At 45.1% G+C, this 22929-nt stretch carries 27 protein-coding genes, 1 tRNA gene and 1 riboswitch; of the genes, 11 read left to right on the top strand and 17 right to left on the bottom strand.

All coding sequences use genetic code 11. From position 1 onward, the window contains the following. Window positions 1-342: 342 nt before the first annotated feature. The 9 genes from FD47_RS15050 to FD47_RS10810 all read right to left on the bottom strand — a co-directional run bounded on the left by FD47_RS15050 (window position 343) and on the right by FD47_RS10810 (window position 5458). Window positions 343-750, bottom strand: a complete 408-nt coding sequence (locus FD47_RS15050; RefSeq protein ID WP_082402649.1) for an HNH endonuclease — start codon at window positions 748-750, stop codon at window positions 343-345. A gap of 4 nt (window positions 751-754) precedes the next feature. Then, window positions 755-1087: a phage head closure protein gene (locus FD47_RS10845; protein ID WP_054735680.1), complete on the bottom strand. Its 333-nt coding sequence runs from the start codon at window positions 1085-1087 to the stop codon at window positions 755-757. A 6-nt stretch (window positions 1088-1093) separates the two neighbouring features. Then, complete coding sequence (locus tag FD47_RS10840; protein ID WP_156319469.1) at window positions 1094-1546, bottom strand: hypothetical protein; 453 nt, start codon at window positions 1544-1546, stop codon at window positions 1094-1096. Next, window positions 1539-1748, bottom strand: coding sequence for a hypothetical protein (locus FD47_RS10835; RefSeq protein WP_054735683.1), 210 nt, complete (start codon window positions 1746-1748; stop codon window positions 1539-1541). The genes FD47_RS10840 and FD47_RS10835 overlap by 8 nt, the downstream gene beginning before the upstream one ends. 313 nt (window positions 1749-2061) lie before the next feature. Beyond that, window positions 2062-3672 carry a DNA primase family protein gene (locus FD47_RS10830; RefSeq protein WP_054735686.1) on the bottom strand — a complete coding sequence of 537 codons (1611 nt, stop codon included), beginning with the start codon at window positions 3670-3672 and terminating at the stop codon, window positions 2062-2064. Beyond that, the gene (locus FD47_RS10825) at window positions 3653-4456 is read right to left on the bottom strand and encodes a bifunctional DNA primase/polymerase (RefSeq protein ID WP_054735687.1); all 804 of its coding nucleotides are present in this window, start codon (window positions 4454-4456) and stop codon (window positions 3653-3655) included. Before FD47_RS10825 ends, FD47_RS10830 begins: the two co-directional genes overlap by 20 nt. Further along, window positions 4453-4698, bottom strand: coding sequence for a hypothetical protein (locus FD47_RS10820; protein ID WP_054735690.1), 246 nt, complete (start codon window positions 4696-4698; stop codon window positions 4453-4455). Before FD47_RS10820 ends, FD47_RS10825 begins: the two co-directional genes overlap by 4 nt. Before the next feature lie 290 nt (window positions 4699-4988). Next, window positions 4989-5246: an excisionase family DNA-binding protein gene (locus tag FD47_RS10815; protein WP_162260757.1), complete on the bottom strand. Its 258-nt coding sequence runs from the start codon at window positions 5244-5246 to the stop codon at window positions 4989-4991. A gap of 17 nt (window positions 5247-5263) precedes the next feature. Then, complete coding sequence (locus tag FD47_RS10810) at window positions 5264-5458, bottom strand: helix-turn-helix domain-containing protein (protein WP_040470554.1); 195 nt, start codon at window positions 5456-5458, stop codon at window positions 5264-5266. Window positions 5459-5598: 140 nt separating this feature from the next. On the opposite strand from FD47_RS10810, the gene FD47_RS10805 reads away from it, so the two are divergent. Then, window positions 5599-6168, top strand: a complete 570-nt coding sequence (locus tag FD47_RS10805) for a helix-turn-helix domain-containing protein (protein ID WP_054735695.1) — start codon at window positions 5599-5601, stop codon at window positions 6166-6168. Window positions 6169-6222: 54 nt separating this feature from the next. Next, window positions 6223-7365, top strand: coding sequence for a tyrosine-type recombinase/integrase (locus FD47_RS10800; protein ID WP_054735698.1), 1143 nt, complete (start codon window positions 6223-6225; stop codon window positions 7363-7365). A gap of 70 nt (window positions 7366-7435) precedes the next feature. Here the strand turns inward: FD47_RS10800 and FD47_RS10795 are convergent. Continuing rightward, window positions 7436-7507, bottom strand: a tRNA-Arg gene (locus FD47_RS10795). A gap of 50 nt (window positions 7508-7557) precedes the next feature. Beyond that, entirely contained in the window at window positions 7558-7881 is a 324-nt protein-coding gene (locus FD47_RS10790; protein ID WP_054735699.1) for a hypothetical protein, read from the bottom strand. A 147-nt stretch (window positions 7882-8028) separates the two neighbouring features. Between FD47_RS10790 and FD47_RS10785 the strand changes: the two genes are divergently transcribed. The 3 genes from FD47_RS10785 (at window position 8029) to FD47_RS10775 (ending at window position 11215) form a co-directional block, all read left to right on the top strand. After that, a complete protein-coding gene (locus FD47_RS10785; RefSeq protein WP_054735702.1) occupies window positions 8029-8688 on the top strand; it encodes an NAD(P)H-hydrate epimerase in 660 nt (219 codons plus the stop codon). Window positions 8689-8751: 63 nt separating this feature from the next. Beyond that, complete coding sequence (locus FD47_RS10780; RefSeq protein ID WP_008212385.1) at window positions 8752-9315, top strand: M15 family metallopeptidase; 564 nt, start codon at window positions 8752-8754, stop codon at window positions 9313-9315. 19 nt (window positions 9316-9334) lie between these two features. Further along, a complete protein-coding gene (locus tag FD47_RS10775) occupies window positions 9335-11215 on the top strand; it encodes an FAD/NAD(P)-binding protein (protein ID WP_056980663.1) in 1881 nt (626 codons plus the stop codon). 97 nt (window positions 11216-11312) lie between these two features. Here FD47_RS10775 and FD47_RS10770 read toward each other — a convergent pair whose 3' ends face one another. Together FD47_RS10770 and FD47_RS10765 are read right to left on the bottom strand one after the other, a co-directional pair. Beyond that, complete coding sequence (locus FD47_RS10770) at window positions 11313-13253, bottom strand: S53 family peptidase (RefSeq protein WP_056980662.1); 1941 nt, start codon at window positions 13251-13253, stop codon at window positions 11313-11315. A gap of 231 nt (window positions 13254-13484) precedes the next feature. Continuing rightward, complete coding sequence (locus FD47_RS10765) at window positions 13485-14111, bottom strand: LVIS_2131 family protein (RefSeq protein ID WP_054735705.1); 627 nt, start codon at window positions 14109-14111, stop codon at window positions 13485-13487. A 119-nt stretch (window positions 14112-14230) separates the two neighbouring features. Here FD47_RS10765 and FD47_RS10760 point away from each other — a divergent pair, with 119 nt between their 5' ends. Then, window positions 14231-15169 carry a linear amide C-N hydrolase gene (locus tag FD47_RS10760; RefSeq protein ID WP_054735708.1) on the top strand — a complete coding sequence of 313 codons (939 nt, stop codon included), beginning with the start codon at window positions 14231-14233 and terminating at the stop codon, window positions 15167-15169. On the opposite strand, the gene FD47_RS10755 is transcribed toward FD47_RS10760, so the two are convergent. Further along, entirely contained in the window at window positions 15155-15988 is an 834-nt protein-coding gene (locus tag FD47_RS10755) for a Cof-type HAD-IIB family hydrolase (protein ID WP_054735710.1), read from the bottom strand. The genes FD47_RS10760 and FD47_RS10755 overlap by 15 nt on opposite strands. A gap of 267 nt (window positions 15989-16255) precedes the next feature. Beyond that, window positions 16256-16346, top strand: a riboswitch (TPP riboswitch). Window positions 16347-16525: 179 nt separating this feature from the next. Between FD47_RS10755 and FD47_RS10750 the strand changes: the two genes are divergently transcribed. From FD47_RS10750 to FD47_RS10730, 5 genes are all read left to right on the top strand, one after another. Continuing rightward, window positions 16526-17116, top strand: a complete 591-nt coding sequence (locus FD47_RS10750) for an ECF transporter S component (protein WP_008212374.1) — start codon at window positions 16526-16528, stop codon at window positions 17114-17116. A gap of 15 nt (window positions 17117-17131) precedes the next feature. Next, window positions 17132-18562, top strand: a complete 1431-nt coding sequence (locus FD47_RS10745; RefSeq protein WP_056980661.1) for an ABC transporter ATP-binding protein — start codon at window positions 17132-17134, stop codon at window positions 18560-18562. Between the two features lies 1 nt (window position 18563). Continuing rightward, a complete protein-coding gene (locus tag FD47_RS10740; protein WP_054735713.1) occupies window positions 18564-19217 on the top strand; it encodes an energy-coupling factor transporter transmembrane component T family protein in 654 nt (217 codons plus the stop codon). Between the two features lie 112 nt (window positions 19218-19329). Beyond that, window positions 19330-19644: a hypothetical protein gene (locus tag FD47_RS10735; RefSeq protein ID WP_054735716.1), complete on the top strand. Its 315-nt coding sequence runs from the start codon at window positions 19330-19332 to the stop codon at window positions 19642-19644. Between the two features lie 58 nt (window positions 19645-19702). Beyond that, window positions 19703-19900 carry an LBP_cg2779 family protein gene (locus tag FD47_RS10730; RefSeq protein WP_008212365.1) on the top strand — a complete coding sequence of 66 codons (198 nt, stop codon included), beginning with the start codon at window positions 19703-19705 and terminating at the stop codon, window positions 19898-19900. Between the two features lie 188 nt (window positions 19901-20088). Here the strand turns inward: FD47_RS10730 and FD47_RS10725 are convergent, their stop codons facing one another. The 3 genes from FD47_RS10725 to FD47_RS10715 form a co-directional block, all read right to left on the bottom strand. Beyond that, complete coding sequence (locus FD47_RS10725; protein WP_054735719.1) at window positions 20089-20331, bottom strand: hypothetical protein; 243 nt, start codon at window positions 20329-20331, stop codon at window positions 20089-20091. A gap of 12 nt (window positions 20332-20343) precedes the next feature. Further along, window positions 20344-22113 carry an oleate hydratase gene (locus FD47_RS10720; RefSeq protein WP_056980660.1) on the bottom strand — a complete coding sequence of 590 codons (1770 nt, stop codon included), beginning with the start codon at window positions 22111-22113 and terminating at the stop codon, window positions 20344-20346. 184 nt (window positions 22114-22297) lie between these two features. Next, window positions 22298-22756 carry an HIT family protein gene (locus tag FD47_RS10715; protein WP_056980659.1) on the bottom strand — a complete coding sequence of 153 codons (459 nt, stop codon included), beginning with the start codon at window positions 22754-22756 and terminating at the stop codon, window positions 22298-22300. Window positions 22757-22929: the final 173 nt, after the last annotated feature.

Raw genomic sequence — 22929 nt, 5'->3', positions numbered from 1 at the left:
AATTGGATCAGTTGAACTTGACGGCCACACCGTTTCTAGGTCTTTAACTTGCCGCAATTTAGGCACTCCTTTCGAATTTTTTGTATAAGAAAGCCGCTATTGCTTTAAACAATAGTGGCTAATTTTAATCGCACTTTTCTATTCTATTAAATTATAACACATTATTTTAAAAAAGGTACTAATAATCCAATTATATACTACCACAACCACCTCAAAATATAACTATTAAAATATTATATTTAATGAAAGAAATTTTAGTAATAAAGCAAAATCACTGATTTTTAGTAAGTTTAAAACGGCATTTTTGTTAAAAACGAAGGTATGGCACCGCTCTTTCGCCATTTACGGATGGCCCCCGGTCAATTTTTTATTTGCCATTCTCTTTTCACGTTCACGTTTACTTTTGATTATATGATGGTAATGGCAAAGACTTTGGAGATTGTTTTCATCAAATCGCTTCGAAAAGTCATCGCGGATTTCTTCAACGTGATCTACTACATCAGCCTTACGGATTACGCCTTCCTTTAAACACTCAACGCATACTGGATGGTTTTCAAGCCATCTCCTGGATAATTTCCGCCATGGTGTACTACGGTAAAATTGTTGAAATCTCTTTTCGTGAAGATTGGTGTTCCGTTCACGATACACTTCCTTATTTCGCGTGTGTCGATGTCTTTTACAATATCGCTCATCGTATGGAATTATTTCATGGCAACCAGGATGGCCACAATAATGCGTAGGAATTGCCATCTAATCACTCCCCATATTTGACCAGGGTAATCACATCAAACGAATCAATGCCATCATCGCTGGCAATATTGCTTACTTTATATAAGCTTTCATCTATCCTAACAATATAAGTGCCACTAACCTGGTCGTTGTGACGAATTACAATCATCTTTGAATCTGTAATGTTATTACCAGTTAAGGTTAGCTGCTCTTGAATCGTTTGAGTATAATTACCGAACCATAAGCTAAAACTCGGTTGAAACGTCTGCTGAGACATACCAGTATTTTCATTAATTTGTTCAGTATATGTGCCAAACTCAGCTCGTTTATTTAAGCGAGCAAGGTTATATTTTTTCATTGTGGCCTATCTCCCTACAAAGTATTTAAATCGATCACTAACATAACTGGGCTCAACTCCATATGATTTAAAGGACTTTTCAGAAACATTAAAATTCCAATTATTCGAATTAGTGTCACTAGCCGTAAACCCAGCCAACAACATCGCACCTTTAAATGCACCGTTAGTGACATAAAAGCCAAGTGGCGCTTTCCCAAATAAATGTTTTATTCCATATGACGTATGATTACGATTAATTGCTTGTGTCTTAACCATGACTGTCACGCACCAGTTGAACAGTTCCATTTGTTCATTAGACGTTAACTTAAAGAATAGATTGGGATCATCAACATCTTTAAACGTGGCTTCATCCTCGTAAATAGGACATTTAAATTTCCAAACATGTTTGGCCTGCGCATTCTTTAACCAATCCAATAATGCCAGTCGACTGCTGTCTAAATAATCCTTTGCTTTATTCATGGCGTTTATCCTCCACTTCTGTTTCCATGTATCTAATATAATTACTGGTAATCTGTTCTTTCATTTTGTGGTTAAATAACCAACCAGTGACAATTGCTGTGTGGCTATCTTTCATGGCAATATTCTCGATACCATCAAAGCCAGTTGTGACTTTTCGTAATTCACGGCCATCGTAATATTCTATAAATCTAATGATTTTCATTGTTGTAATCTCCTTTTAAAAAAATATGTTCCAACTTTTTTTCATACCTGTTCCATGTTTTCCCGATTTATGGAACATCAATAACACCACCATATCAACGTTTCTAGTGTCTTGTTCCATAAGTTCCAAGTTTTAACCGCTCCCACCCTATGCGTATATATTTTATATATATTCATATTATTTTATTATTTTATTTCTAACAGTGATAAATGTTGGAACTTATGGAACAAACCTTGTGGCTCTAAGAAATTTTACGGAACACTATTGGAACAATGTTGGAACAATTTATAAATTCATGGAACATTTCCGTTTCCTAAAATTGTGTGATATAGCTTTTCGTTAGTTTAAGACCTTTAAATCTCCAAATATTACTACTATCATCAATCCCTCGACGGCTCTTAATTCTCTGCACCCCATACGCTTTCAGGTTTTCGGTGATCGTCTGTGCCGTAGTCTTATCGGAGTAGTTGTTTTCTAAGCAAAAAGCCTTATATTCAGCAACTACACTCTTACTAGAATCGCCCTCGTCCTTGCTGGTATCAATCTCACAAGCTTCCTCAATGAATTGGCCGAAGTGGTCATTCAGGTTGACCCACTCGTCACGAGCAAGCTTCATATCGTCTGTTTCAGTCAGTGAACCTCGTTTCATGGCCGCCATGAATGCTTTAATGCACTGGTACACGAATGCGCTTCTTTCAGTCTTAACGAGTTGCATATCATGATCTTTCCAAAAATCCTTATGGTCTGTTCGGGTGTCACCGTTGATGAATTTAATTAGAACCAGCCGTTCCGTCATGCCATTAGATGAATCAGTGAAAGATGGTAAGGCATTCGCACTAAAAATCATCTTTGCATAATTGATGAAAGTAAAGTTTTGTAAGCCTTTAAATTCCGCGTCAATTGGATCTCCACCGCTTAGTTTCTTCAAAACGGCCGTGTTGCTAAGATAGCCCTTGGGAATATCAGCAACGATATTAGCTTCCTTACCATACAATTGTGCTGGCTTAAAACGTGCGTCATTGCCAGCTAATTCGTCAGGCGGAACGGCCGCATAATTATCAGCACCGTAAATCGTTCGAGCCAGTAAGTCCACTAGAAATGCTGACTTGCCCTCGCCACCACTACCACTAAGAAACACCATTTTTTGAAATGGCCGGTAACTGTGATAGAAACCATAGCCGATATATTCCTTTAAGAACGTGTCAGCATTGCCAACCATGTCATGCAGTAATAAATTAATGTTAGGCGTTGCCTTGCCGCTAACGTCTAAGTCATAATCATGGCCGTTCAGCAAATAGTTTTCAGGGTTTTTAGGTTCTAATTTTCCAGTAGCCATATTGAACGTGCCATTTCTAAAGGCAACTAAATTAGGGTTAGCATGGTCAAATGGGTTGTCCCGCCGGTTAGCTTGGTACATAAAGCGTTGAGTGTAACGCCGCACTCTAACAATGTTGCCATCGTTATAAACGCCCCACGGCTTTAAAATATGTGTCAGGCGGGTTTCAATGTATGCGACGGCTTCTTTATCCTTAAATATTCGCCAAGTCCCAGTAATATCAAGGTAAACAGCACCCTCTTTTAGCATTGGAAAACTAATCAAATGATCGTGCTGAATCAGTTTATCGCCTAATGCAATTTCACTCACAAAAGCCTTTAGAATTGGCTTGGGGGCGTTCTTTCCCTCAACCTTGTAATAAACGTGCAACCATGATGGCACTTGTCGTTTAAGCTGTTTATTAAATTCGTTCAGTGCTTCCGGGTCTGCTAAAATTGCCACACTGGGTGCTTCAATAAAATCAATATCCTGGGGTTCAAAGCCTTCGTTAATATCATCAGTATCTTTCAATCTTTCAATTTGTTTCTTCCTGACTTGCTTATACTTTTTAATTAAGGCATCAGTATCCTCATTGGTTGCTGTATTCAATGGTTTTAACCTCCCTTCTTAAAATGGAATTAAAAATTGTCCTAACATCATTCTCTAGCAGTGGTGGATCAATAAACTTTTCATTAAACACGTACGCCAGTTGCTTAACAGTTTCTGGTTCCGCACCCACCATAAACAATTGACCAATCAATCTAGTTAACCAAACATTTCGATCACCTTGACCAGTGCCAGCCACAATTTTATCAAGTAACTTACCAGTGTATTTCTTTATTCTGACTGAACTAACAGCTTTAACCTCACTGGTAGCTTTTAATTTATCAATTATCCAACCAGGAGCCGGTTTTATATTGGCTAGGTTACGATTACCAACTGGTTGATAAGGCTTTCCATCAACTTCACTAGGAGCAATTACCGTAAAATCTGTTAGCAAGTCAATGCCTGGCCATACGTTAGCCTTATGAACTTTTTTACCAGTGAAACTAAAGAAGTAATGAAGACCACCGTTTGGTGAACGTTCAATGTAAGTATCATTTGGTAAAATCATTCCGTGCTTTTTCAAGGTAAGCAAACTTTGTCGACCGTTATTGTTTTCAGAATGTAAGTCAATGTCGACCACTAACAAATTACTAGTGTCCAAACGTAATCCCAAATTTCGGAATGGGTTTGCTTGATACCAACTAAAAATTGTTTCCTGGTCACAGGTTGCTTCAAGATACCCATGATGGTTCTTAGGTGGTTGTTTGGCATTGTTAGCCAGGGGGAATATTTGATGTCCCTTGATGGACATTTCGACTGCCTTATCCCAACAAGCAAACTCTCTCATTCGTCATCACCCGATTCTGTATCGTCATCCGGGCATACTTCATCTGAAATATGTTGAATCTTTTTCTGGGCAGTTTGTACATTTTCAAGCCAATCACTAAAACGGTTAGATTCAAAAAATAGTTGGCTCGAAAATCGATCACCCTTTAAATAGCAATAATGGATGACATCAATATAATCAATCAACGTTTTCAATGATTCGGACACTTCTGTAAGTTCACGCGCTACTTTTAAGTTTTTCATCATTCAATCTCCTTTAAAAATCCGTTCAAATCGGCTATAATAAAGGAGAATTGTATATTGTTTAATACTCGATAGACCGAAACCGTCCAAAGTTTTGCGGTCTATTTTTTATACAATTCTCCATGTCGTTACTCCTTAATCAAACCAGTCGTGTGGGTTATCAAAAATACTTTTTGCCAGAATTCCTAAGCCAAATGCCGTTAGGAATTTAACTAAAAACAGAATCCACGCTCCTATTTCAGACATCATACTTATCACCACCTTTAACAATTACTGCCCCGCCAGACTTATTAGTTATTATGTTGTTCGAGAAATTCATCGATGGTCTTCTTACTGAATCGCATAAGTGAACCATCAATGGTAATCATCCTTAATCCGGCAGGAATTAACTTAGTGTTTAGCGTCGTGCGGCTTACATTCATGTAACTGCATGCCTGCTTTATCGTTAGATAGTCAGGATAATCTGCCTTACGTTTAATCTCCTTGAATGCCGATTCAGCAGCCGCATAGATTTGTTGTGATAACTCGCTGCTAAATTCCTCTGGCATTGATACCTTTACTTCCATTACGATTTCACCTCACTAACTTTGTGGTCGTTTAAGAAACGATCAATATCGTTGCGGTCAATCTTTTTTGTTGATCCTATTTTGACTACAGGCAGGTTGTTATCAATTAATTTGTAAAGTGTGTGATAACTACCAATTCCTAAATACTCCATAGCCTGCTTATACGAAAGTAAAATTGCTGACTTGTTCATCATTTGACCATCTCCACTTATTTTTGTCCAACTAGTTGAACATTTAATGACACTATCGTACAACAATCGTTTTGCAAAAGCAAGCGATTGTTTGCATTTTTGTTCAATTAATTGTACAATTGCATTCATAAGGAAGTGATATGATGCTAAGAAATACTTTGTCACTAATTCTTGTTGAAAGACAGCTAAGAATTACAAAGGTATCAAACGATACGGGGATTTCCCGCACCACTCTCACGGCATTGTCGCAAAACAGTAACAAAATGATACAAATGGAAACGATCAACACGCTGTGTAATTATCTGAAACTTTCACCATCAGATTTGTTTGAGTATGTTCCTTTTGATTTCTCATATTCAGCCGGGATTGATAAGGAGTTCCCACAGACAGACAATTCTTATAGTGAGTACGAATTAAGCGGATTTATCAATATCAAAGATAGAAACGGAAAGAAAAACACTATCTCTTTTGCTGGTAATTGTTTATTTGCTCCCTTTGCTGGGCATACGGGTAATCCTTTAGTTTCAGTTGAAATGAAGCCTCGTGAAAGCAAAGAAGAAGCAGTATTAAAACAATATGTCAATAAACTGTCAGTAAGTTTCCTCACTGATGTCAAACAGCAATTTAGTTCAGTGATTCTAAAGGCTGCAACAGACCATCTTAATATTAAAGAGACTGTGGATCCGGATATAAAAATAACTTTTCCAAAATAATTAGTCACATACATACTTCCAAATCCTGCCCCGCCAGCAGAATGGAGGCACAACATGACTATGATTAAATCGTATAAAAAGCAAGGTAACACGTATTATCGTTTCAAAGCATATTTAGGTATCAATAGCATTACTGGTAAGAAGAAAAACGTTTCTCGCTCTGGTTTCATCAGTCGTAGACAAGCCAAGATTGAACTCGATCGATTGAAGTACGACTTCGAACATTCATCTTCCTGGTCAAATAGCAACATTACTTTCGGCGAAGTTTATGATATGTGGATTAAGAGCTACGCCACTACTGTTGTGGAATCAACATTAAATCGGGTTACTGGCATCTTTAGGAATCATGTTATAAATGATCTAGGCGATAAACCAATCGCAAAGTTTGATGTCCGTTTCTGCCAGCACTATATCGATGACCTTGCTACCAAACTAAAGGTAGTTCGCAAGGCAGGCGTTTACATCAATGCGGTGTTCAAACATGCGATGCGTTTAGGCTTCATTGAAAAGAACCCAATGGCATTGGTGATATACCCACGCACTCACCCCAAACAGAGCGATAATTTCTGGAATAAAGAACAGTTACAACAATTCTTGCAAATTTTGGATAGTGACTACACCGATCAACCAATGCTAAGAACATATTTCAAGTTGTCTGCATTTACCGCTGCTAGAAAGGGTGAAATTCTTTGTTTACAGTGGCGGGATGTAAACCTCAAAGAAAAGTCCATTAGAATAAATAAGACTATTACCAGGGGAATTGATAATAGTCAAAAGGTTGGCAAAGCCAAAACTGCTAACTCCAACCGCATTATTTATTTGAATGATGCCACTGTAGATTTACTGAAAGATTGGAAAAAACAACAACGTAAACGATTGCTACAGCTTGGTTTTAATATCACTATCGACCCAAGCCAGTTGTTATTCTCTAATCAACAGAATCGGTTTCTTTCGCTTATGACACCCAATCACTGGTTAAACGACATTATTCAACAATATGGTTTGAAGCGAATCACACCGCATGGTCTAAGGCATACGGTCGCTACACTCTTATCTCAAACAGGCATCAGTGTTAAGGCAATCCAATTACAATTAGGAGATTCCGATGCATCATTAATTTTGAACACATATACCCACTTAGATGAGAGTATAAAAAAAGAAACCACCGAAAAATTCAGTGATTTCCTCCAAAGTTAGTGTAAATGCCGCAAATATGCCGCAAGCATTTTAACAAATACCGTTACATCAGCGTGTAGTGGCTATATCATGCGTCCCCCGAGAGTCGAACTCGGATCATGAGGACCGAAATCTCATGTGCTATCCATTACACTAAGGACGCCTTACAAATTAATATTATAGCGTTTCTTGAAATCTAATACAATACCAACCTTACATGCGGGCGGCACGGGTAGCTTCATCTTCCAAGTACCCCAGCAAACGATCAGCGTTGGTTTCAAAATCATTTTCAAACGAATCCGTTAACGGTTTAACCTTTTTAACGACCTTATTATTCAGATTGAGCACCTGCAGTTCATTGCCCACCAGCTTACCAGTATCGTAATGCCCGTCTTCGGCATAGTCCAAGTACGCCTGGAACGTCTCCTCAATTGTCTGGCGCATGACCTGTTGCTTTGTAACTTTCGGGTCACGCGCTTTTTTGATGGCAAATTTATCGTCAAGTTCGCGCATATTTTCTGGAAATTCTAATGACATTCTCTCACCTCATGATTATTTCTACTATTTATTATAAACAAATTTGACGGCGGACTCAAAATCGGTTTTATCGCTTGCTTTTATGAGCGTTTTAGTCGAACATAGAATTGTATAACAAGATTTTTTATTTAAGGGGAGGTAAAAAATTTGACCCAAACCATTTCAGTTGAAGAATCGCGTCAGCTTGATGCCAAAACGATCAATGAAATCGGCATCCCGTCAATGGTTTTGATGGAACGCGCCGGCATCAAGATTTATGAAAACATGCTTGATAACAAAGATTTAGATCTCAGCAAAGTGCTGATCCTCGCCGGCACCGGCAATAACGGCGGCGACGGCCTCGTTGTTGCCCGCCTACTAGTCACCCACGGTTATTCCGTGCACATTCTCACGGTCGGCAATCCGGCCCATGCCAGTGATGACCACAAGGCCCAGGCAAAGATTTGTGACTATTACGAAATTCCCAAGGCCTTTCTCAATGAAGACTTTAACCAATATACCACACTTGTCGACGGTCTGTTTGGCAGTGGGCTTTCCCGCAACGTTGGCGGCGATTTTGCGACCGTCATTGACAAAGCCAACGCGGCTGACGCCAACACCCACGCTATCGATATTCCGTCAGGATTAAACGGTGATACTGGCGAAGTCATGGGCACCGCCATTAAGGCAGCCTCGACTTCGACCATCGCCTACGCCAAGAACGGCATGGTGACGGAACAAGCCAAACCCTATACCGGAAAAATCTATGTCGATGACATCGGCATTTATCGCGGCAAGCGGTTTGAGGACGCATCACTAATCAACTAACCATTGTCTCACCAAATTAAGCGAATATCTCTGGCCACCACACATTTAAAGGAGGAGCTTTCCATGACCAGCAAACAGGATCAAGGCTATATGAACGTGAAGGACGTTGACCCCGATATTATCGTTGATCTCAAGTACGCCACAACCGACAACTTTACCCACCAAGTGGTTTACGATTTCGACCAGGCAATCGCCAGAATCGATACCGTTAAAAAACTTGGTAAAGCCAGCCAATTACTGAAGGATCAGGGCTACCGGCTACGCATCTGGGACGCCTATCGCCCCGTGTACGCCCAGGAAAATTTGTTTAAAGTTTATCCGGATCCTACCTGGGTCGCCAAACCCAACCCGAACTTCAGTCACCAAAAGGGCATCACCTTCGACCTGACCATCACGGATAAGGACGGCAACAATCTTGAAATGCCAACCCCGTTTGACGACTTTAACGGTCTGGCTAAACGCAACCAATTTTCCAACTGGACCCCAGCCGCCCAGAAGAATTATACAATCTTAAATACCGCGATGGAAAAAGCGGGCTTTATCGGCTATGAAAATGAATGGTGGGATTATCGGGATACCGACGCGGATGAATTTGGTCCGCTGGAGGTTGATCCCAAAGACTATTAATCGAATTAGGAGAATTTGAATGAAAGTAGGAATTATCGGGGCCGGACCACGAGGGATCCTCATGGTCTCCCAACTTTTTAATCAATTTAAGAATCGCTCTGATCAGTCGGAGCCGCTTTCAATTACCCTGTTTGACCCTTACGGCATCGGCGGTCGCGTTTGGCGCACCGACCAATGGGAAGGGCTCATCATGAATACGCCGGCCGACCAGATCACGCTGTTTACCGACGAATCCGTCAATATGACCGGCCGGGTCTTTGATGGCCCGTGCCTGTTTGAATGGGCGCCGAGCAACGAAGCCCATCAATACCTCACCGCGCACGGCTTTTCTGCGCAAATCATTGCCGCCGCGGCCAAATTGGGCAGTCGGGATTACGCCCCCAGAGTGCTGTATGGCGCCTATATTCAGTGGTTTTATGATGAGCTGTTAAAGCTCCAACCACTGGAGGCCCACACGTCACTGATCCGCGAACAGGTGACCGGCCTAAATCCCAATCCAAACGGAACGGCGACGCTCACTGCTCGGGGATCCGAGTACACGTTTGATAAAGTCGTGATGGCCCTCGGTCAGCAGGATAACTATCTGAATGAAGACGAACAAAAATTGGCTCAGTACGCTCAGGATAATCGCCTACGATATTTGGCGCCCACCCATCCCGGAGATGCCGATCTCAGTGACATCCCCGCTGGCGAAGACGTGATCATTCGGGGCCTCGGCCTCAGCTTTACCGACTACGTTTCCGAACTAACGCTGGGCCGGGGCGGCCATTTCATGCACAACGATGACGGCTCGCTGTCCTACCAGCCATCCGGCCAGGAACCCCGCATCATTGCCGGGTCCCGCCGCGGCATCCCGTATTATCCAAAGGCCATCAGTGAAAAAGGCTACGGTGAACAGGTTGAACCGGTTTTCTTAACCCCCGAAAATATGGATAAGGAATCCGTCGATGGCAAACTGCCCTACTCAAAATTCATTGAACTTCTCAAACTCGATTTAGAGCTCACCTACTACCGGCTGATGATTGAGCAGCGTTATCCTAGCAAAAACGCCAACGAATTTAAACAACAATTCATTAAGGCAACCGATCGTCAGGCGTTAATTGACCAGTACCATTTCAATGAAGAAGATTTGTTTGACTGGGACTACATTGTGAACCCGTTCAAGGACGTAAAGGCGGTCAATACGGTTGCCTACCAGACCATTATGATTAACTGGCTGGACAGCGTCACCGCCGACGCCCAGCAGGGTTCCAAAACCGGGCCGTTGGGATCAACTTTGGAACTGCTCAGAGACTTCCGCAGTCCCCTGCGAAAATTCGTGGCTGATCAGCGGTTATCAAATGCCGATTTTGTGAACGATTTTCTCACGGAGTTCGAATCCAATAACAACTTCCTGTCAATCGGAGCGCCGGCACTGCGCAGTGAACAGCTGTCGGCACTTATCAGAAGCGGGATCGTCATCATTTTGGCTCCCGGAATGGAAGTGAAGGGTGACAACGGCTGGTTCGTCACCGCCTCCCCTCACCGCAATGCCGATAAATTCAAATCATCAACGCTGCTGGAAGCCCGGGTTCCAGCACCAAATCTCGACCGAACCGCCAATCCGTTGCTGGAAGACTTGGTCCAAAACGCCAATGCCAGAACCAGGCTGCTTCAGGTTGGTGACAAGAAGGTGCCGGTTGGCGCCGTTGACGTCGATCCCCAAACCGATCAGCTATACAATCGCGCGGGGATTGTTCAGGACGCCATTTTCATCTGGGGCGTTCCTTTGGAAGGGCTCCGGTACATTACTTCAGCCAGCCCGCGTCCCGGCGTAAATGATCCAACACTGCAAACCGCTGATAAAATTGCGGCGGAGGTGTTGGGACTGCCGACTGCCGATAATGTTCAGATGGTGTAATTAATCAAATCACGCAAAATAACGGGTGTGCGCCCACTGTCAAATTCAGTAGGCGCACACCCGTTATTTTGATATTAATCGGAAAAAGTCATTAATTTTATTTGTAAACTTGGGCTAACTTGGCAAAGTCAACGGTTCCTAACCCACTTGCCTGATTATAAACCGTCCCTGGCTGGCCGGTGTAATACAGGTTTGAGTTGTTATCCGTATCGTTCAACGGATGGAATGGTGAATCTTGTTGTTGAGCCAGTTGATAGATCTGCGGATTCCAGAAGCCCATCTTACTGCGACCAGACTGACTGTTGATAACCGCGGTCATGGCTGCCATTTGGGGCGCAACGATGCTGGTACCGCCAGAAGGCACCCACTTGGTCTTACCCATTGGGAAGTAGATCTTGTAGCCGGTCATCATATCACCGTCAGCGGAAACGTCCGGATAGTTTCGGCCGCTGCTGGTTCCGTGAAGCAAATCGGAATTAAAGATCGGCTGATTCAAATTAGAGAAGTAGTTCCGGGCGTTGAAGGTGTTAACCCCCGGGACGCCATCCTGATAAGCCGGTGTTGCGACGGTCTTATTAAAGCCGCCACCGCCACCGAAGCCAATTGAATCAAGCAGGAATGGCAGCTTGGCAATAATCCCCGGCTTATTCTGCAGGGATGGCCAGAGATAGTCCATGCCCCAACTGCGTTCCTTTGAAACGCTCACCTTACCAACTGGTAACATGGTGGTCTTAGTGGACGTGCCGAAGTCTTTAGAGAATGGCAACGTGGTCCCTCCAGTTGAAGTTACCCACGGGTTGGCTTCCAGTACCGGTGCTGAATTAACTGAGCGATCAAGCAAAACCCGATTGCCAGAAACCCCTTGGGCATTGAAAGTTAAGGCGCCGTCATCGCCGGCGGCATCAAACAGGGAAATCCCCTGAAGCGCTCCCTGAGCCAAGACCATGTTCAACACATCTGAATAATATGGTGTCAGCACTTTTCGGTCCTTTAACATGTTCAGCAATGTCTGTGAACCCAGGCCCCAACTGTTGGTAATCGAGCCGACCTTGTTTTCATTAAAGGCCGTCGAATAGGCGTTCACAAGGTTGGCCAGCGTTGGCACGCTGTTGGCGTTGGCGTATACCCGAATGTTGGCTTGTGGCGCCACTGATCCGGCATACTCAACGTCCATGGTCGCCTCACCACTATTGCCGCCCACCAACTTGGGACTCAAAATGGTGTTGGAAATCTTTTTGGTTGTGAGGCGCTTCATATTGGTATCAGCCTTTTCGTGTTTCCAGAAATGATAGGCGTTGCTGGCTTTTAAATCACCAAAGGTCATCACGCCGATAGTTTGGCCCTTACCGGTTAACCCTTGATCGTATAACGGTTTGACGTTGTAATGATCCGTAAACTGACTGGTGTATCCGGTAAAGGCGTTCATTGAATCACTCCCAGCAGAGGCGGTTGGGCTGGCGCTGGTGGCGCTTGGAAATAGGTAATTCTTACTGTGGTTCCCCATTCCCAGAACCGTCCAAACGGTGCTGGCCAGGTCGGCGGGAATTGCCGGCTTGGTTTTGCTGAACTGCAGCGGATTTGAATGGTAGGTCGCGGTCTTCATGTTTGTCTTAAAAGTTGAATTAAAGTCCTTCACCTTTCCGGTAACCGTCATCAATAACCCATTATCATAAACGAAGGTTTTTAAATGATGCTTGGCCAAGTATGTCTTCCAGGCGTCGGTGACCGATTGCGGCTGGCCGTATTTCTCCCGAATCCCACTCGGCGTCAGAAAATTCTTAAAATCCGCGTTGCCGGGCGTATTGACATCAAGGGCCTGCTGGAACATCCCCTGTTGGTCCTTCGGCTTTAAAACGATGTCAATCATCGTTTGGCTGGTCGATTTAACGGCGGCTGGCCGATACAACGGCTTGGAAACCATTTCTGAAAAAGTAGGCCCCAACGGATCAGTATCTTTAGCCTGAACAACCTGGTTACCAAGGCTAAAACTCAGTAACCCGACCCCCATAATAAGTAGATTTCTACCCCAATGTTTCATCTATCTTGCTCCCCTCTAAACTTTGATAAACCCTAATATAAACATTATAAAACTTTTAAAATCCAACTGAGACAAAATGCCCTGATTTTGGACTAAATTGTTGTCAACAACCGTTCGCCACAAAGCCCGGTCACCGAAAAGCAGCCACTCCCTTAAAATAGACAAAACAAAATGGCGCCGCCACAAAACCAATCGTTTTGGGCAACCCCATTTTTCTTAAGTGTTAGCTGATTATTTCTCAACGTGCATAAATGACTTGTCCGGAATCCGGATTAGGCTAAAGCGATCGGCTTGGCGGCCGGCATGCAGCCCGATGCCGTTAAACCAGTTCTTCTTGTAAGTGGTGGTCACCGTCGCAACCCAGGCCCGCTGATACCGGGTATCCAAGTGATCTAGCCAGGCCCGGTTCCATTTGTACGACTGGGCCTGCAAATTCATATTACTATTTCCGTAAACCACGGTCGAATTGGTACTATCAACCTGATACTGGTGGCCTTCGACAAAGTATGTATACCGTTGGATTGGCTTTCTGCCGTTGCCGTTGTGAACCGTGACGTAATCAGATTTGCTTTGCTTGTACTCAATGATCAGTGGTTTATAGGAATAGCTGACCTCGACGGCGTTTTTGTTCAGTTTCTTGACGTCCTGAAAAAGCGTCGTGTAGCTCATTCCCCAGAGCACCAGCAGAAAGACGACCACCTCACCGCAGGAAATCCAGAAGTTGCGCCAGGTGAAGGCCTTCTTTTCGGTCACAATCACCTTGAGGCGGCGACTGCGCATATCGTGAATCATCCAAATTAAATAAACAAGCAGGAGCAGCCAAAGGGCCATTCCGATTAAATTCCAGGCGGATTTCATGTCAACAGTTCCCCTTTTAACAATAATTATGATTTCAGTGTACACTATTATACAGTAGATCACCACATTCGCATGAATACACGATTATTAATTTCATTACAGACAGGAGCGATTCACCCATGTGCACCAGTTTGACCTTACAAACGTTAAATGACCACGTTCTTCTTGCCCGAACGATGGACTTCCCGGTCAAGGCGGCTTGGAAGCCGGTCTTAATTAATCAGCCCCGTTATGAAACCGCTTTATCAGGTTCCCGGCCAATCCGCTACCCGTACATCGGCGGCGGCCGGATTGAAGGCGATCATCAAATCCTCGTGGCGGACGGCGTCAACACTCAGGGATTGAGCTGTGCCGAGCTGATGTTTCCGCTGAAGGCCCATTATCAAGATGAGCCAACAACGGATAAGCTCAACCTCACCCCGCAAGATTTCTTACCCTGGGTCCTCGCTGAACACGCCTCCATCAGCGCGGTTAAGGCCGATCTTGCAAATATCGCGCTGATTGGCAAATATTGGTTAGCCGGTGACGAAGTATTTGCGTTTCACTGGATTCTCACCGACAAAACCGGCCGCACGTTGATTGTCGAACCCACTAAAAACGGGCTTGAGGTCATCGCCGATTCGATTGGGGTTCTGACAAATTCCCAGACCTACCCGGAGCACATGGCTCGCCTTGCCAAATCGTTTCATACCAGCGAAAAGCCAGCGGCCTTAATCCAGAGAGCCACCCAAATTGTCATGGGCCAACAATTTCCAGCCGCCACCAACACACCAACTACCCGGTTTCAGGTGACTGCGATCAATAAGTTGGGCGCCCAGCCAAGCCCTAATCAATTTGAAGCCCGCAACCGATTATTCAGCGACTTGGATACGGTCGCCATCCCGTTTAAGCCGTCAATGAATGACCACCCGAATTTCAATTACACCCACTACATTGCGATTCTGGATGTGACCGACCAAAGCTACTACTTCCGCTATCACGACTCCACCCAGGTCCTCAGCTTTTCGCTGGCTGACGAACTGAGTCGCCACGCCGGCAAAAATTTATTTCTCGCTTAAATAGTGATCAATTTGCTCCTGAACCCCGGACTCATCATTCGTTAAATCAGTGACGTGATCAACGCGGGCCAACAGATCCTGGGCCGCGTTTTTCATCGCGAAACCCTCGTGAGCGGCGTTCACCATTTCAAAGTCGTTACCGTTGTCACCGAATGCCGCAACGTCGTCAAACGCCAAGCCCCACTGATCCAGAAGGGTTTGAATGCCGGTAAGCTTGCTGACGCCGGCAGCCATAACGTCCATACCATTCATCCCGGAGGAAACGGCGGTCAGCTGCCCACTAAATTTGTGATTCAGATCACTCTGGCGGGGAAAGACGCTGCCGCTTTCCCACATCAGATCAATTTTGTAAATTGAGTCAAAAACCAGCTTCAGATCCGGCATCGACTGCATGTCTTCATAGAAATACTTCGACGCCTTGAACCGTTCGGAATCGGCGGGCAGATTGCAGTAGGTCCCGTTTCGACCCACCAGGATAATTTCGGCGCCAACCACACTTGGAGTGGTCATGAGCCAGTCCAGGGCCTTCTCGAGGACCGGATGATCGATAAAGTCTTCAGAAACAATTACCCCCTGCTCGTTGACCACCAGCGCGCCGTTATTGCAGACGTAGGAAACCGGTCCACTAATGTTTTGGAACAAATTAAGTAGGTGTTGATAGTGATTACTGCTGGCCGAAATAAAATGCATCTGCTTATCAGCCATCTGATCCAGTTCAGTTTGAAATCTTTGTTCGTCAAAGGTGCCCTTTTCATTTAAAAAGGTGCCATCCATGTCGCTTGCGATTACTTTAACCACGGCGATTCTCCTCACGTTCATTTATTTCGTAGCTTTACGATAGTTTCCCGATATTTTAGAAGCTAAGACAAAATTTTATTATCGTCGGACTATTATTTAGTTGAATCGTGGGCTAAAAAGCAGCTTCCTGCCGTATAAGCGGGTTAGCCAAATATCCAAGCCCGGGATATTCGGCTAACNCCCACTTATACTCTGGAAGCTAACCGCTTTTTATCCCACACTCATATTTTAGAGCGTTCAACACTTGTTTGTAAAACCATTTTAGATTTAGTATACTTGATTCAATGATACAACTATCTGGGGTGCCTTTAGGCTGAGAAGAAACCCATCGAACCTGATCTGGCTAATACCAGCGAAGGGAGCATATTCCGTTGTGCACGAAATGGATTAAGCGCATTGATGAATTTCGAGGCTGGGACATCTTGTCCGAGCCTTTTTTCTGTGCTCACAAGATGATCCACCGCGACCGAGCAATTCATTATTTTATTATATCGACTTCAATGCGCCTCGCCAAAGGGTCCCGGTAGCCGTACCAATAGACTATTGGAGGCTTCATCTATGGAAAATAACAGTCAAGTCAATCATAAGCAGCACCAAAGTAAGTGGACGCTGCGAAACATTATTCTTATCGCGTTAATCGCGATCTTTACCGGGGTCATCTTCTGGGGAATTGGGTTTCTCTACACCGCCCTCACCGTTGCGCTGACGCCAATTGGGGCCGCCCCGTTCGCCAACGATATTCTGATGGGGATCTGGTGCATGGCCGGTCCGCTCACTGGATTTATGATTCGAACAGCCGGTTCGGCCTTTCTCGGTGAGTTCTTGGGAGCGGCCGTTGAAGTATTTCTCGGCGGTCAATGGGGTGCCGGGGCCTTTATCTCCGGACTGGTTCAAGGAATCGGTTCCGAACTGGGCTTCACCTTTACCGGATACAAACGTTACGACTGGTGGTCACTGAACGCTTCAATCTTCACGACCGTCGTGGTGACGTTTGCTTGGGACATGATTAAGAACGGCTACGATAAGTTTGCATTGCCGCTTCTAATCGGTCTCTTTATCACCCGGTATATTTCAACCTTCATCTTCGGCGGCATTGTCACCAAGATGATCGTCAAATTGTTGGATCGCAGTAACGCATTTAATCTTTAAACAGAGGGCTGACGCATGACTGACGTAGTGATTCACGATTTCAATTATCAATACCCGGAAAGTGACAAGAAGGTATTGAACAACCTGAACTTAACTTTTAAGGACAATCATTTTTCCCTGCTGTCGGGACCGTCCGGCAGCGGTAAATCGACGCTGCTCTACTTTATCGCCGGACTGTATCCCCGGTTCATCGGCAACGATGCCACCGGCTCAATCACATTTGGCGATACCAACATCAAAGAGATTGCCAATAACCAAATCAGCGCCCATGTGGCGATGATGTTTCAAAATCCCAATCAGCAGTTCGCCATGGACACGGTGATTCACGAAATGACGTTTGTATTGGAAAATATTCGCACCGAGCCAGCGAAGATGGATGGGATTATCACCCGGTCACTGGCATTTTGCGGGATTACCAAGCTCCGGGATCGGGTGATCAACACCCTGTCCGGCGGCGAAAAGCAGCGGGTGGCTTTGGCCTGCATCGTGGCCATGGACGCGCCAGTTATCGTTCTGGACGAACCGTTTGCCAGCATCGACCCGGACTCACGGACCGATCTGATTCATAAACTGAAAGATCTCCAGGAAAATCATGGCAAAACCATCATCCTGGCCGATCACGATTTGGGGGACTATGAAGATCTCATCGATGAATTTTACTATCTGGATCCCACCAGCCACCAAATTCGTTTATTGAACCACGACGAGGCCGCCAAGTTCTTCGCCAACTTTGAGTCCACCCAGCGGATTGATAAGCGGTTCGCTTTGCCAACCCAATCCGATGACGGGGCAATTCTCAAGTTACGCAATTTCAAGCTGGATCCACATAACGCGTTGCTGCTTTCACTCGATCAATTTAACTTCTACAAGCAGAAGACAACCCTGATTACGGGGGCTAACGGGATTGGGAAATCGACCCTGTTCAACGCCCTCACCAAGCTGCTGCCCTACGAAGGCACCATTGAGTACGACAACAAACCCATCAAGCGTTTCAAACCGTTGGCCTACGCCAAAAACGTGACCCTACTCTTTCAGGACGCGGAAAGCCAGTTCCTGAACGTGACCGTTAAGGAAGAACTCGACTTGTCATTTAAGAACCGGTTTAACCAGAATTACAGTCATGAGCAAGTGGCCAAGATGCTGGCACAACTCGGCATGCAGGACCGTGACGATCAAGTCGTTTACTCGCTGAGTGAAGGCCAGAAAAAGAAGTTGCAGATTGTTGAAATGCTGGTCATGTGTCCGCCGGTCCTATTGCTGGACGAACCGTTCAAAGGCTTAGATTACAAATCTCTCCGGCTGATCACGGCGTTCTTAGCGGAAGCCAAGGACAAGTATGGCCAGACCCAGATTGTGATTTCTCACCAGTTAGCCGGCTTGGAAGATCTGGTTGACTATCACGCAACGTTTCAGAACCAAACATTAACGTACCAGGAGGTTATGTAGAATGAATCCTGGAATGAAACTCTTATTAGTCGTGTTAATCGCACTGGAAATTTCCTTCACCCAAAGCCTGGTCGTGAACTGTATTCTGATCGCGGTTTGTTTCGTCTACATCATGGTTAAGCGCATGAATTTCAAAACGCTGTTCATGCTGATCTTCTGGCCGATGTTCCCAGCGGTTGGGCTGTTTGTGTCCCAATGGCTGTATGGTTCGGCCGGGATCCACTTTGCCTGGGTCCTGTTCACGCGGATTTACGCCTACGTCTTTTTAGGCGCCACGTTTACCCTCACCAGCAGCATCACCGATCTGGCCCTTACCCTGGAACAGGATTTCAGGCTGCCGTCTAAGTTCGCTTACGGCGTGTTAGCGGCCTTTAATCTGATGCCCAAGATTAGAGAAGAGGTCCAGATCATCAAGACATCGGCGCTAATGCGCGGTGAGGTCTTTCACGTCTGGTCACCTAAGCTGTACTTCAAAGCGATCCTATCGTCGATTCAGTGGTCGCAAAATTTGGCTGAGGCGATGACTTCCCACGGATTTGTCGAGGACGAACCCCGAACCCATTACCGCATTATTCGGATTACCGGATTGGATTGGGTGACGTTTGTGGGCCTATTCGTTATTGTCCAAGCGATGTTGTTCTTGATCAAATACTAATTCACTAATCTCCTGTGAGAAAATCTCACACTTTTAACGCCTCCTATACCGTGATTCCCACTTTTGCATTATAATTAATGTATGAGAGAGAAACCGAAAGAAGGCGTTTTTTATGAGGGCAAATCAATTTTCGTTTGCGTTTGGTATTTTCGCATTGGTGGTTGGGGCAATATTGGACATTTACGGGCTATTCGACCAGTTCATGTCGTTGAATAGTGCCCAGGAGGTCCTAGTCGGCAGCTTTATTCTTGCAATCGGGCTGGCCTTTTTATCCATCCCCAACCGGCTGGAACGCTACATCGTTCAAGGCATCATTGGGATTGGCGTTTTCTATTATTTCTACATTCAAAATAACAATGTGTGGATTGCCCTGATTGTCGCCGTTATTTTGGTCGCATTACTGGAGTATGGCTTGAAACATCGTTAAAGTGTGTTCGTTTTGCGGATTATTGCTATAATAGTCTTATGGTAGCTTGGTTTTTAAAATGGAGGAATTTAGAATGGCAGAACAATTTAGTACCTTAGCTGAAGAAATTATCAATTACCAAAAGAAGAACGATATGCCGGATACCCAGCTGGCATTTAACTTACGCATCACCGTCGAACGCCTCCACGATATCAAATCGATGGAAAGCCAGCCCACTCCAGAAGAAAAGAAAATTATCGAGGACTTTGTTCGTTAATCAGCACTGGTCAGGTTCAACGCCCATGCTAATTTCCATAATTGATAACGAAAAAAGGGATCATCCAATCATCATAACCACAGCGGTTCGTCGCAGTGGTTAGGTGATTAGATGATCTCTTTTTGATTAAAACGATTAATGTTGATGGTCAAACGTTTAGCGACTAGCCTGTCGCGACCCCTGTCAAGCTAGGATTCGTCGCGCAACCCCTGCCCGTTAGTATGGGCTTCGCGGACATACGGCAAATCACCAATGTCTTCAAACGGCTGGTCATGCGAGCCATGAAAATGCCCAGGTCCCATATGCGGGCCGTGATGATGATGCATGTCACACATCCCGTGCATCTCATGAGCCATGTGCCGACCATGCATTCCGACCGCAACACCGGCAACAAATAATAACCCACCAATGATAACTGACTGTGCCTTCATGCTTGCCACCTCCTAAATCAATTTTTGATCCCTTAAGATTTCTTCCAAGTAAGTGCCTTTAACCCGCTTGAGCAGCCGCTGAACCACCAATTTTTCGGGGGCACTCAGCGGTAGTTCCAACAGTGATTTTTCATCATTTAAATAGTAAACGGAGCTTAAGATTGCCCGCATATCAAACGATGAATCAAATACTTCGGGAACGCCGCGGTCAACGTCCAGCAGCGAATAGACCGCTTCCATCGCTGTTCGAACCGAGTACTCAGTGGTAAAGACCGTGTCGCGCCCAGTTTCGGCAAAGTTGCCAATGAACGCCAGGTTCTTTGAGCCTTCCGGAACGACTAATGGCCGATCCCCAGCCTTGCGCGGCATGAAGTACGAGGTGATGTAAGGCATGTGGGCCGGAATCGTGTTGGCGGCCTTCGCAATATCGGCAATCTCATCTTCCGGAACGCCAATGTGGTACAGAAGCTCTTCACAGATTTCAACGCCGGAGCAATCCGCAATCTTCTTGTGAACGTAATTCCCAGGCAGATCAGAGAATAACCCATACGACCACACAACCAACTCATTGGGCTTTTGCTGGGCAAAGTGGGGCTGGCGACTCACCGTCAACCCCATCAGCCAGTTTGAATCGCGGATGGATACCGGTCCGCTGGTAATCAGTTGCCCGCTGTGGGGATCCTTCTTGGTGATCTTTTGAATGTAGGGAATAATGCGATCATCAGTAAAAGTGCTCGTTGCTGAAATGGTCCAGTTGGCCGGCGGAATGTTCTGGTAAAATTTCTTGGGATGGCCAAATGCCGGATCCTGCTTTGCCAGGTTCTCCCACAGCGTCCAAGCCGCGCCAACCGGGTGATTGATCGGGGCCGGCTGATCGTTGGTCCCGTAAGTGGTGCTCTCAGTGATCGAACCGTTGGTCACAAAGACCAGGTCGTTTTCGGTCAGGTCAATCGTTTTTTCTTCCCCGTCTTCAACAATTTCAAGTTTTGTGGCAACCTTCTGACCACCCGATGTGGCCACTACGACGTTATTGACGGTCGTATTAAATTGGAAATTAACGCCCCGTTCTTCCAAGTAGTGAACCATCGGCTGAATCAGCGACTCATACTGGTTATATTTCGTGAATTTCAACGATGACATGTTTGGCAGCGTACCGACATGGTGAACAAAGCGCATCAGGTAACGGCGCATTTCCATGGCGCTGGCCCACGGTTCAAACGCAAACATCGTTGACCAATCCAGCCAGAAATTGGATTTGAAAAAGTCGTCGGTAAAAACGTCGTTGATCTTCAAATCAGCCAGCTGATCTTCGGGCGTCATCACCAACTTGGCGATTTCTTCGATCGCCTTTCGAGACAGGGTAAACTTGCCGTCGGTCGGGATTCGCTGGCCCCGCTTTTCAATTGCCCGGGCGTGCGAAAAGCTGGGATCGTCCTTGTTCAGCCAGTAAAACTCATCGAGTACGGAAACGTCGGGATTTTCCAAGCTGGGAATTGAGCGGAAGAGATCCCACAGTGTTTCAAAATGCTGTTCCATCTCCCGACCACCACGAACAATGTAACCCCGGTCAGGATTATAAATCCCATCCATACTGCCCCCTGGGAGAGCTAATTCTTCCAAGACGTGAATATTTTGGCCAGGCATCTGGGCATCGCGGGTCAGGAAAACCGCGGCCGCAAGCGATGCCAACCCTGAGCCAATTAAATAAGCAGATTTATTGGCAACCCCCGCTGGTTTCTTAGGCTTTGCAAATGCTTCGTAATTACCATTCGAATAGTACATACATATGCCCCCTTCAAAAAGCACACTTTGTTGTGTAAGCGTTTACAGAGTTATTATAACGCCGACACACCTTAGAAGAGTGAGATTTACCTTGGAAATTTATTCCGAATATGGCGTAAGTAAAATGGCTCGTCGAAAGATTCGACGAGCCATATTTCCTTTCAGAAATAACATATCCTTTGTTTTATTTTGAATTGGATTTCATTAAATAATTAGTAATCGCACTTCTTAATTCATCATCCCTCTTGAGCGAATACAAATACTGCAGCTTCACCCAGTAATCAGAGTCGTAAAGCCATACCGGCTTTCGCAAATGGTCAGCGGATTCCGCTTCATACCTGGGAAAAACATGGGCGTGGAGAAACTGATCGGTATTTCCTAAGATGTCGTAATTAATTCGGATCGCATTGGTTGAGGCTAGAACAGCATCCCCAAGAATGCCCATGGAATCCAAGAACACCCGGCGTTCAGTTAGCGTCAGTTCATTCAAAGACGCAACATTTCGTTTAGGAAGCAAAACCGAATACCCCGGCAGAAACTGGGTATCGCCAAACACCGCATAGCCCCCGGGCAACTCTGCCATTAGCATGGGGTTGGTCCCATCAATTGCTGATTGAATCCGATTTTCTTGCCAATTGGTCATTAACCAACTTCCCCTTTCTTTTTTCTATATGCCATCATATAGCCACCAAAAATACAGTTTTAGAGTCAATGATCTGTGTGTTATTGAAAATCAATGACCTTGTGCTTTGTCAGCTGATTACTTTTTCTAACAATAACAACGTGAGGCTGGGACAAAAGTCCCAGCTCACGCAA

The organism is Lentilactobacillus parafarraginis DSM 18390 = JCM 14109 (genome assembly GCF_001435895.1).
Classification (GTDB): domain Bacteria; phylum Bacillota; class Bacilli; order Lactobacillales; family Lactobacillaceae; genus Lentilactobacillus; species Lentilactobacillus parafarraginis.
This window is presented reverse-complemented; position numbering and strand designations above follow the sequence as displayed.